9 protein-coding genes and 1 pseudogene are annotated in these 10886 nt (G+C 70.0%); 2 read left to right on the top strand and 8 right to left on the bottom strand.

The window, feature by feature from the left end:
* The 5 genes and pseudogenes from MHW47_RS25340 to MHW47_RS25360 all read right to left on the bottom strand — a co-directional run.
* Positions 1-590 (bottom strand): annotated as a pseudogene (locus MHW47_RS25340) (hypothetical protein); the annotation flags it as partial.
* Between the two features lie 28 nt (positions 591-618).
* A complete protein-coding gene (locus MHW47_RS25345; RefSeq protein WP_018099790.1) occupies positions 619-762 on the bottom strand; it encodes a DUF6760 family protein in 144 nt (47 codons plus the stop codon).
* Positions 759-1193: a hypothetical protein gene (locus MHW47_RS25350; protein ID WP_239226087.1), complete on the bottom strand. Its 435-nt coding sequence runs from the start codon at positions 1191-1193 to the stop codon at positions 759-761. Before MHW47_RS25350 ends, MHW47_RS25345 begins: the two co-directional genes overlap by 4 nt.
* Positions 1193-1636 (bottom strand): phage tail protein, encoded by a 444-nt coding sequence (locus MHW47_RS25355; protein WP_143616868.1) that lies wholly within the window; start codon positions 1634-1636, stop codon positions 1193-1195. The genes MHW47_RS25350 and MHW47_RS25355 overlap by 1 nt, the downstream gene beginning before the upstream one ends.
* A 60-nt stretch (positions 1637-1696) precedes the next feature.
* Positions 1697-3235, bottom strand: a complete 1539-nt coding sequence (locus MHW47_RS25360; protein WP_239226088.1) for a phage tail sheath subtilisin-like domain-containing protein — start codon at positions 3233-3235, stop codon at positions 1697-1699.
* A 313-nt stretch (positions 3236-3548) separates the two neighbouring features.
* Here MHW47_RS25360 and MHW47_RS25365 point away from each other — a divergent pair, with 313 nt between their 5' ends.
* Both MHW47_RS25365 and MHW47_RS25370 read left to right on the top strand, forming a co-directional pair.
* A complete protein-coding gene (locus tag MHW47_RS25365) occupies positions 3549-6881 on the top strand; it encodes a hypothetical protein (RefSeq protein WP_308381714.1) in 3333 nt (1110 codons plus the stop codon).
* A 3-nt stretch (positions 6882-6884) separates the two neighbouring features.
* Positions 6885-7271 carry a hypothetical protein gene (locus tag MHW47_RS25370; RefSeq protein WP_239226090.1) on the top strand — a complete coding sequence of 129 codons (387 nt, stop codon included), beginning with the start codon at positions 6885-6887 and terminating at the stop codon, positions 7269-7271.
* A gap of 71 nt (positions 7272-7342) precedes the next feature.
* Here the strand turns inward: MHW47_RS25370 and MHW47_RS25375 are convergent, their stop codons facing one another.
* The 3 genes from MHW47_RS25375 to MHW47_RS25385 all read right to left on the bottom strand — a co-directional run.
* On the bottom strand, positions 7343-8620 hold the full coding sequence (locus MHW47_RS25375; RefSeq protein ID WP_239226091.1) for a cytochrome P450: 1278 nt from the start codon (positions 8618-8620) through the stop codon (positions 7343-7345).
* Positions 8617-9444, bottom strand: a complete 828-nt coding sequence (locus MHW47_RS25380; RefSeq protein WP_239226093.1) for an alpha/beta fold hydrolase — start codon at positions 9442-9444, stop codon at positions 8617-8619. The genes MHW47_RS25375 and MHW47_RS25380 overlap by 4 nt, the downstream gene beginning before the upstream one ends.
* A 151-nt stretch (positions 9445-9595) precedes the next feature.
* Positions 9596-10886: ATP-binding protein (locus MHW47_RS25385; RefSeq protein ID WP_239226092.1), on the bottom strand; the 1291-nt coding region annotated here is incomplete at its 5' end.

Consider the following 10886-nt stretch of genomic DNA (forward strand, 5'->3'; position numbering starts at 1 on the left):
ACGTGCGGGGCCAGCAGCGAGCAGTCCTCGCCGGGCCCCGGAGCCGCCACATCCGCCCCCGGGACGACGGAGCCCGAACCGGAGGTGCCCGGTTCCGGCTCCGGGCCGGCCGGTTCGGTCGTGGGGAGGAAGGGCTGCTCGCCGATCAGTTGGCGTACCGGCATTCCGGCCGGCGCGCCGGCGGGGCCGGCGGAGGTCAGGTCCGGCAGGCCGTCCGCGTACGCCCGCTGGACCGCGACCGTCCGCACCCCCGCCCGTGCCGCCGGCAGCGGCATCTCTACGGCCCGCTGGACCGGCGGCGGGTTCCCCGGCACCGTGTCGGCGACGCCGCGCACCAGGCCGGCCGGGGCCTCCGGGCTCACCAGGTGTCCGAGGGGCGTTCCGAGCACCGTCTCCCGTCGCGTGGTCAGCCCGGCCTCGAACCCGGTCGGGTCGACGAGCAGATCCTGGCCGGTGACGGATCGCTGGACGGGCTCCAGCCGGTGCACGTCGACCCGGTCGCCCCGGTCGGGACGCCGTGCGCCGTCCGGGGCCGTCGGGGCCGGGGCACCGGCGGAGCGGCCGCCGCGCAGCCAGGACATCAGCCCCATGGTTCCTCGTCCTCCTCCGTGCTCCCGGCTACTGCCCGTTGAGGCGGGCGACCTGTGCGACGAACTTCAGGCGTTCGGGGTGTTCCAGGTCCAGCAGGTCGTCGAGCGGCCAGTGGAAGTGGTAGGCGAGGTACGCGACCTCCTCGTAGAGCAGGTCGGCCGCGTACGTCACGATTCCCCCGGGCGACCACCGGCGAGATCCACCGCGAACTCCTCGTCGCAGGACGGGCAGGTGACCGCCGCGCGGGTGTGGCCCTCGGCGTTGATCCGGCGGTAGAAGTCCTGGAGGAACGCCAGGTCGGACGCGAACAGGTCCTCGATGACCCCCGGGTGGATGTCCTCGACGGTGCCGATGCGCGTCACCACCCGCGAGATCAGGACCACCGACAAGTAGGCGGAGTTCTCCCGGACCCGGTCGTCGCGCAGCGGCACCAGTTCGTCCCGCGCGGTCGCGAGCCGCATCACCCCGCTCCGGTGCACGGTGCCCGACTCGTCCACGTAGCCGCGCGGCAGCTCGAAGGTGAACTCCGTGCGCAGCGGCTCCGGCCGGGCCGTCCCGGGGTCGCGGTCCGGCGGTGCGGGGAACTGGACCGAACGCCGCATCAGTCGAGCTCCATGCTCTCGTAGGTGATCGCCAGCTTCTCGGTGAGCACCGAGGTGTCACCGGCCTTGAGCGTGCCGATCTCCAGCGACTTGGGCCAGGCGTTGATGAGCTTGTAGCGCTTGATGGGCAGGCCCTCGTAGTCGTACACGATGACCGCGCCGTTGCGGCGGGCGCTCGTCATGCGGCCGAAGCGGGAGTCCTTGATCCAGCGTTCGAAGCTGTTGTCCTCGGTGAGGCCGCGCGTGACGGTGACCTCGCCGGCCTTGGGGCGTCCCGGCAGCTTCTTGATGGCGTACTTGCCGTCGGCCGTGTTCTGCTTCAGCTCGATGACGTCCTGTTCCATCTTCAGACCGCTGACCTCGGTGATCTGCTTGATGACGACGCTGTCGAATTCGAGACCGAAGGAGTGCCCGACGGAACTGTCGAGATCGGGAAGTGGCACCACAGACTCCTTACACCAGGTACGGGAACGGTCCGGTCACCGCGGGGCGGTGTGCGCGGGTCACTCGTCGACGCCGCCGGTGCCGCCGGTCAGCTGGGAGAGGCGGAAGACGACGAACTCCGCCGGTTTGACGGGCGCGACCCCGATCTCGCACACGACCTGTCCCGCGTCCACGCTCTCCGGCGGGTTGGTCTCCCGGTCGCACTTCACGTAGAACGCCTCGTCCGGGGTGAGCCCGAACAGCGACCCCTTGCGCCACTCGTTGACCAGGAACGCGGAGACGGTACGGCGGATACGGGCCCACAGGGCGTCGTCGTTGGGTTCGAAGACGACCCACTGGGTGCCGGCGAGGATCGACTCCTCCAGGTAGTTGAAGAGTCGCCGCACGTTGAGGTAGCGCCAGGCCGGGTCGGAGGACAGGGTGCGGGCGCCCCAGACCCGGATGCCGCGGCCGGGGAAGGAGCGGATGCAGTTCAGCCCGATCGGGTTGAGCAGGTCGTGCTCGCCCTTGGTGAGCTGCGTCTGCAACGCCACGGCCCCGCGCACCACCTCGTTGGCCGGTGCCTTGTGCACGCCGCGCGAGTCGTCGTTGCGCGCCCAGATCCCGGCGACGTGCCCGCTGGGCGGTACGAGGGTGGCGCGTCCGGACGCCGGGTCGGCGACGCTGATCCAGGGGTAGTACAGCGTGGCGTGCTTGGAGTCGTAGTTGGCCCGGTCGGTGCGCCAGGCGCGGATCTGCTGCGGTGAGAGTCCGGGCGGCGGGTCCAGGACGGCGACCCGGTCACCCATCAGCTCGCAGTGGGCGATGAGCGCCTGCTGTACGGCCACGACCCCTTCCAGGTCGAGCAGGCCGCGTTCGTACGCGCTCATCAGGTCCGGTACGGCGATCATGGTGACGTCGTCCACGGCCTCCAGGCCGCCCAGCCCCGTCCGGCGGTCGGCGTCGCCGACGTACACCTCGGGGGCGAGCGCCGCGCCGCTCCCGGCGGGCGGGGCCGCGGGGGCCAGGGTCACCGACTGGGGCTCCGGCCGGGCGGGGGCGGCGCCGCGCCCCGACTCGCGTATCTCGATCAGCGTCGACTCGGCGTTGACGCGGGTGGCGACGTTCTCCTTGCTGCGCTTGGTGGTCACGGACGGGTACGTCTCCGCCACCTGGCCGTCGCGCTTGACGATGAGCCGGAACACGTCGGAGGGCGGGTCGTCGCCCTCCGCCGCCGCGACCTCGACGCTGATCTCACCGGACACACCCGCCCGGGGCTTCACCGCGTACGGGCCGACCTGGACCTCGGAGCCGGCCGCCGGCCCGCCGTCCGCGCCCCCGGCCACCGTGTCCGAGCCGTCGCCGACGCGGACGACGTAGCAGATGCCGCCGCCGTTGGCGAAGAAGCCGTAGACGCTGGAGGCGAGGTAGGTGCCGTCGACGAAGTCGCCGAAGGTGCTGACGAACTGGCTCCAGTTCGTGATCAGCGTCGGTTCGTCGAACGGGCCGCGCTGGGCGAACCCCACGAAGGCGGCGACCGACGTGCCCACCCCTTCGATCGGCCGGGAACCGGACTCGACCTCTTCGACATAGACGCCCGGGGACAGGTACGACGGCATATGGGCCTCTCCTTGACGTGCTCCTCGGCGTACTTCCCACCCCGTTCCGCCGCCCGCCGCGGGGTTCTTCGCGTGGCCCGCCGTGCGACCGGGGAACTCCGGCGATTCTCGCCACTTCGGCGATCACCGGGAACGGATGGTCGGCCGCCCCGGCGTGCACGGGCGGCTGCCCGATCAGGCAAGCCGGGGGCACCACGTACGCCGGGCCGCCGTGCCCCCGGCGGTACCCGCCGGGGCTCACCGTCCGCCGGGGGCGCCGGGCAGCCTGGCATTCCATCACGTCCGGGCGGAGCTGTGCTGGGGGGAGGCACGGGTGAAGGCGGTTCCCGACAAGACCCCCGCCGCCCCGTCCCGCGCCGGCACCCCCCGTACGTACCCCGCCCCCGCCCCCGCTCCCACGCCCGCCCCGGCCCCTGTCTCCGGCCCGGCCCCGGCTCAGGTCCCGGCCGCCGTGGTGCCGGACCGCCGCAGCGTGCAGCGGCTGCAGCGGGCGGCCGGCAACGCGGCGGTCTCCCGGCTGGTCGCGCAGCGCTACACCGCCCCCGTGAAGCCGCCTCCGTCCGGGGCGCCCGGGTTCCGGAGCGTCCGGGCCGACATCGCGGCGAAGAAGCAGCGGATGGCGCAGCACCGGCCGGCCGCCGCCGAGTCCAAGGCGTCGCAGGATGCCGCCGTCGCGCCTCCGGACGACAAGGAGGCGCAGGGCAAGGCGGCCAACGCGGAGAAGATGAACGCCGCGAAGCCGGGCGAGTTCGACAAGAAGGCGTTCATCGACGCGGTGAACAAGGCGATCGAGTCCCAGGCGCCGAAGAACCTGGACGAGGCCGACAAGTTCTCCGGGTCCGGCAAGGCGGAGCGGGTCAAGGCCGAGGTCGACGGCAAGGTCACGGACGGCAAGGAGGCGTCGGCCAAGGACATCGACACCGCGACGAAGGCCCCGCCGGACACCTCCGCCGCCAAGGACAAGCCCGTCACCCCGCTCACCCCGGACCGGCCGCCCGGCAATCCGGGGGCACCCTCGGCGGCGGCCGCGATCCCCCAGAAACAGCCGGCGTCGGTCACCGACTTCTCCGAGGGGCCCGCGCAGAACGACAAGGCGATGGCCGACGCGGAGGTCACCGAGGAGCAGCTCGCCAAGGGCAACGAGCCGGAGTTCAACGAGGCGCTGGCCGCGAAGAAGACCGCCGAGGCGGACTCCGCGAAGGCCCCCGCGAAGGGCAGGACGGCCGAGAACCAGCAGCTGTCGGCCGCGAAGGCGGGCGCGGCGGCCTCGGGCGCCGCCGCGATGAGTTCACTGACCGCCACCCGTGCGCAGGCCGGGCAGCAGGTGGACGGCGGCAAGGGCGAGGCGAAGTCGAAGGACGAGAAGAAGCGCGCCGAGGTCACGGCGAAGCTGCAGAAGGTCTACGACGGCACGAAGAAGGACGTCGAGGCGACGCTGTCCGGACTCGACAAGAAGGTCGACGCCGCGTTCACCTCCGGTGAGAAGGCGGCGCGGGACGCCTTCACGGCGGACCACAAGCGCCGGATGAAGAAGTACAAGGACAAGCGGTACTCCGGCTGGACCGGCAAGGCCCGGTGGGTGAAGGACAAGTTCGCCGGTCTCCCGGAGGAGGCGAACAGCCTCTACCAGGAGGCGCGCAAGCTCTACGTCGCCCGGATGCAGACGGTCATCTCGTCGGTCGCCGACATCATCGGCACCGAGCTGGGCAAGGCGAAGGCGCGGATCGCCAAGGGGCGGGGCGAGCTGAAGGCGGAGGTCGACAGACTCCCCGCCGATCTGCGGCAATTCGGCGAAGAGGCGGCGAAGGACTTCGCCGGCAAATTCGACGACCTGGAAGCAACGGTCAACGAGAAGTCGGACCAGCTGGTCCAGGACCTCGCCCAGAAATACACGGCCGCACTGAACAAGGTCGACGAGGAAATCAAGAAGCTCCAGGAGGCCAATAAGGGGCTGATAGACAAGGCGAAGGACGCGATCGTCGGCGCGATAAAGACGATCAACGAGCTGAAGAACCTGCTGCTCGGCATCCTCGCCAAGGCGGCCGGCGCCATCATGAAGATCATCAAGGACCCCATCGGCTTCCTGGGCAACCTGGTGTCGGCCGTCGGTGCGGGCCTCAACCTCTTCGTCACGAATATCGCCGACCACCTGAAGACCGGCCTCGTGTCCTGGCTGCTCGGCACCGCGGTGAAGGCGGGCCTCGAACTCCCGCAGCGGTTCGACATGAAGGGGATCATCCAGCTCATCGGCTCGCTGCTGGGCCTGACCTGGGCCAACATCCGGGCCCGCGTGACCCGCAAGGGCGTCCCCGACGAGGCGATGACCGCGGTCGAATCCTCGGTCCCGGTCGCCCAGAACATCGCCCGCGAGGGCCCGGCGGGCGCGGTCAAGGAAATCCAGGAAGAGGCGGGCGACCTCAAGTCCACGATCCTGGAAAAGCTGACGACGTACCTGATCCCGACGGTGATCATCGCCGGCATCACCTGGATCCTCTCCCTCCTGAACCCCGCTTCCGCGTTCGTCCGCGCGGTCAAGGGAATCATCGACATCGTCACCTTCGTGGTGAACCAGGGCTCCCAGATCATCGAATTCGTCAACTCGGTACTGGACGCGGTAATAGCCATAGCCAACGGCGGCAAAGCAGGCGTCCCCAAGATGGTCGAAACCGCCCTGGCCGCAAGCATCCCCCTCCTGATCGGCTTCCTGGCCTCCCTCCTGGGAATAGGCGGCCTGGCCGCCAAGGTGAAATCCGTCTTCCACGCGGTATCCCGCCCGGTGAACCGAGCGATCGACAAGATCGTGAACTTCATAGCCAAAAAGGGCAAGGCACTGTGGAAGGGGAGACGAAAAGAGAGCAAACAGACCGAGCAGCAAAAAAAGAAACCGGACACGGGCGCCGAGGTCACCAAAGAGCTGAAAAGCGCTTTGGACGGCAGTCCGAACACCGAAACCGCTGCTGCCGCCGCCAACTCGATCTATGCACGCTACAAGAGCCACGGACTCAAGCGTCTGGAGCTTTCCGGGCAGAAGAACTCGCCCGGCGATTTCGACGTATTCATCCGAGCCTCTCCCCTGCGCCGGGTTCTCGTCTTCAGGGTTTCTGACCTTCAGCTGAACTTCGGGCGCACGGCCTGCATCGTCCATGCAACCAACCCGGCCGGCGAGACGGAAAACCTCGGGAAGTTCCTGGTCGGGCGCAAATCCGGACCCGACGACACCGGGACCGCACACCACGCAGAACAAATAATGATAAGAATCCTACGAAATCGCTATTTCACCGGCGATCTCGCGAAGGGTTCGTACACCCTGCAACTGTCACTGACCCGACGACCGTGCCAGGAGTGCGGACCTGCACTGGAAGAGTTTAAGGAGGAGATGAAGGGAAAGGGATACGACGTCACTTTCCGCATACGCATCGTCAGTGCATACGCAAACGAAGGCGAACCCATAGCCATCTCCGTCCTGAAATCGCTACGCGATCGGGGCTTCAAGATGGAGGCTCTCGCCCTCAAGCAGATAGTGGCTGAAAAGTTACTGGGCGATCCACAGGAGAACCTGTCCGCCCAGGACCAGAACAACCTGCAGAACGAGTACGCAAAAGTAGAGGAATACCTACAGAAGGCCGGAATAAAGAAAGGCAATTAAAGAATGATGGAAGAGGATCTGCACGAGCAAGACAGAAACCACATCATTGACCGGCTCAAGTCTGCCGGGTGGAAGATGGCGGCGGGGGCGGAGAGGCTCGGCCGGGCAGCACTTGAGTACGACAACGGACAGATGCTGCTTGAAGTCGAGCAAGACTTCGAGCGGAGAGAGCTGACGTTCTCGCTCACCTCTCCGAGCGGAGAGGGGTTGACCGTCTACCCGGTGTACGGGGATGCACTTGAACCCACCTTGGATGCTCTGACAGGATTCCAAACCAGAATCACTCCGGAGAATTTCCGTATCACGCTCATCGAACTCGTCGAAGCATGCCCCGAGGTGTACATGCAGGACGGCGAGGACGGCGAACTCCGCCTCCTGTCAGTGGAGTGAACCGCCGTATCAAAGCGGTACTCCCCATACGCCCGAACAGCGACGCCGGAACGAGACAGCGCATTCCTACGTCAGTCGTCGGCCACGCGCACCCGCAGTGACTTCAGGCCGTTGATGAAGTTCGACAGGAGGCGGGGCGGTGGGGTTGCGATGTCGAAGGTGCCCGGGGGTAGGGCCGTGCGCATCTCCTCGTACAGGGTGGTCAGTTGGAGGCGGGCGAAGTGGGCGCCCAGGCATACGTGGGGGCCGTCGCCGAAGGAGACGTGGGGATTCGGGGAGCGGGTCAGGTCCAGGGTGAAGGGGTCGGGGAAGACCCGTTCGTCGTGGTTGGCCGAGGCGTGGAAGACGACGACCTTGTCGCCGGCGCAGATGCGCGTACCCGAGAGCGTGGTGTCCCGGACGGCGGTGCGGCGGAACGTGAGGACCGGCGGGTGGCGGCGCAGGAGTTCGTCCACGGCCGTGGCCATGCCGGCCTCGCCCGCGTGCAGCCGCTGGTACGCCTCCGGGTGCGTGGCCAGGAGGTGCATGCCGCCCGGCGCGGCGCTGCGTACCGTGTCGTTGCCCGCGACGACGAGCAAGAAGAAGAACATCTCGAGTTCGCGCGCCGTCAGTTCCGGGTCCGTGGCCAGCGCGGTCATCACGTCGTCGGCGGGGTGCAGGCGTTTGTGGGCCGCCAGGGCGTGGGCGTAGTCGAACATGTCGCGCAGGGCCGCCGGGGAACGCGGGTTGACCGGTGCGGTGCCGGGGTCCGGCTGCGGGGAGCCCGCTTCGTCCGGGTCCTGGTAGCCGATGACGCGGCGCGTCCAGTGGAGGAGCAGTCCGCGGTCGGAGGCCGGGATGCCCAGCAGGTCCGTGAGGTTGAGCAGCGCGTAGTCGTCGGTCACCTCGGCGACGAGGTCGCAGGTGCCGTCACCGGCCCGCGCCCCGGCCACCGCGCGGGTCAGCAGCGCGCGGGCCCGTTCGCGGACGACGGCCTCGAAGCGGCCGATGCGCCCCGGGGTGAAGGCGCGGCTCACCAGGACGCGCAGCCGCCGGTGGTGCGGCGGGTCCTGATTGAGCATCATGCGGCGGATGAACGGCAGGTCCTCCGGGTCGGGGTCGCGGATCTGGGTGGCCCCGAGGTACGAGGAGTAAGCCGAGGAGTCCCGCAGCACCCGGACCACGTCCGCGTGCCGGGTGACCGCCCAGAAGCCGGGGCCCGCCGGCCAGCCCAGCACCTCGTGCTCCTCCTGCCACGCGACCGGCCGGTGGTCGCGGAGCAGGCGGTAGCGGTCGTGGGGGACGCCGAGGGCGTACTGCCGGGGGTCGAAGACGTCGGGAACGGCCTCCGGCGGGACGGGCCCGCTCACGCCGTCGCCTCGCCGTCCCCCGCGTCCGCCCCGTCCCCTGCCTCCCCCGCCTCCCCCGCGTCCGCCCGCAGGAAGTCCTCCACCACCCGGATCAGGTCGAGCGGCGCCTCGTCCATCGCGTAGTGGCCGCAGGTGGGCAGTTCGACCAGTTCGCCGCGCGGGAACCAGCGCATCCAGGTCTCCCGCTGCACCTCGGAAGAGAGCGCCGGATCGAGCGCGCCCACGACCGCCAGGGCCTCGACCGGCGATCCGGCGATCCGGTCGTGGAAGGCCTCGCCCGCCCAGGAGTCCAGCCAGGCCCGGAACGCCTTGTCGTCGCTGCACCGCATCGAGCGCCGCACCATGCGGTCCAGCCAGGCCGCCGGGCGCCGGCCGCCGGTGGTGAAGTCCAGGATCGCCCGACGGTTGTCCGGGCTGGCCGCCGCACCGGAGAACAGCTCCCACTGCTCGGGCGACAGCGGCAGGCCGGACGCGGGGACCGGCGAGATGCCGACGAGCCTGCGTACCCGGTGCGGGGCCGCGGCCAGCGTACGCTGGATGACGGCGCCGCCCATGGAGTGGCCGATCAGCGAGAAGCGCTCCCAGCCCAGCCGGTCCGCCAGAGCGAGCACGTCCGCGGCGCCCTCGGCCGTCGTGTACGAGCCGGTCACACCCTTCGCCTCGCCGTATCCGCGCAGGTCGGCGACCGCGTACTGGAACGAGGAGTGGTCGAGGTCCCGCACCACCGGATCGTACGCGGAGCGGTCGGCGAACCAGCCGTGTACGGCGATCACCTTGTGCGGGCCCTCGCCGTACAGCGAGTGGGGCAGGACTCCCTCGGGCAGAACAGACAACGCGGTCACAGCGGCTCCCGTCACCGTAGGCATCGGTCCAGCCGGTCGTCGGCCGCCCGGCTCCGACCACGGTGGCGCCGATGCCCCCTCCGCGCAAGGGCGACACCGCACCGGCACGCCCGACTGAGAGCCCGTCAGGCGGTCAGCCCGTCAGCCCGTCCGGAGTCAGCAGGTCCAGGTACGGCCCGAACTCCGAAGCCAGCGTGAGGCGGCCCAGCTTCTGGTACTCGCGCTGGACGGCGTGGATCAGCGTCGCCATCGTCACCGCGCCCCCTGTGTCCGCCGCCAGATACGCCGCCGTCACCGCGATCGAGCGGATGTTGCCGCCCGCCAGCTCGAAGTTCTCGGCGCAGAAGGGGAGGTCCAGGTCCGCCGCGCGCGGGAGGGACGGGCCCAGGCAGCGGTCCCAGAGCACCAGGCGCTGGTCCGGGTCGGGGACGGGGAAGTCGATGACCAGGTCGAGGCGGCGGGTGAAGGCGTCGTCCAGGTTGGCGCGGAGGTTGGTGGCGAGGATGGCCAGGCCGTCGAAGGATTCCATGCGCTGGAGGAGGTAGGCGCTCTCCACGTTCGCGTAGCGGTCGTGCGCGTCCTTGACGTCCGAGCGTTTGCCGAAGATCGCGTCCGCCTCGTCGAAGAGGAGCACCCCGTTGACCCCCGCCGCCTCCGTGAAGATGCGTTCCAGGTTCTTCTCCGTCTCGCCGACGTACTTGTCGATGACCGTCGCCAGGTCGACCGTGTAGAGGTCGAGGCCCAGGTCGGCCGCGATGACCTCGGCGGACATGGTCTTGCCCGTGCCGGAGTCCCCCGCGAAGAGCGCCGAGACGCCGCGCCCGCGGCCGCCACCCGGCCGCATCGCCCACTCCCCCAGGACCCGGTCGCGGTGCCGGGCGCGTGCGGTGAGTTCGCGGAGCTGGGCGTGGGTGTCGGGCGGCAGGACCAGGTCGTCCCAGGTCACCGCGGGTTCGATGCGGCGGGCGAGGCGGTCGAGACCGGCCGCGTTCTGCGCGCGGGCGCCCCGGCGCACGTGGTCGGGGGTGAGGGTGCCGCCGTCGAGCCGGGCCGTCTGGGCGGCGCTGCGGGCGGCACCGGTGACCTGCTCCGGGGTGAGGAGGAACGGGGCGAGGAGGTGGTCCGGGTCGACGCCGGCGGGAACCGGGCCCGCTGCCGTGCGCCGGTACGCCTCGCGCCACAGGGCGCCGCGCGCGGAGGGCTCCACCCGGGGAGCGTGCAGGAGCAGCGGCGGCACCGCGGACCAGGAGGCGTCCCACGGCACCCGGCCCACCATCACCGTCGGTACCGGGGTCGCGGTCAGCAGCCGGAGCAGGTGCGGGTGTTCGCGGGACACCGCGTCCAGCGGCGCGCAGACCAGGCCCGCCCCGGTCAGCCGTGCCTCGCGGACCAGGGCGCGTACGGCGTCGGCGGGGGCCGGGTCG

This window comes from Streptomyces sp. OfavH-34-F, assembly GCF_022347745.1.
Classification (GTDB): domain Bacteria; phylum Actinomycetota; class Actinomycetes; order Streptomycetales; family Streptomycetaceae; genus Streptomyces.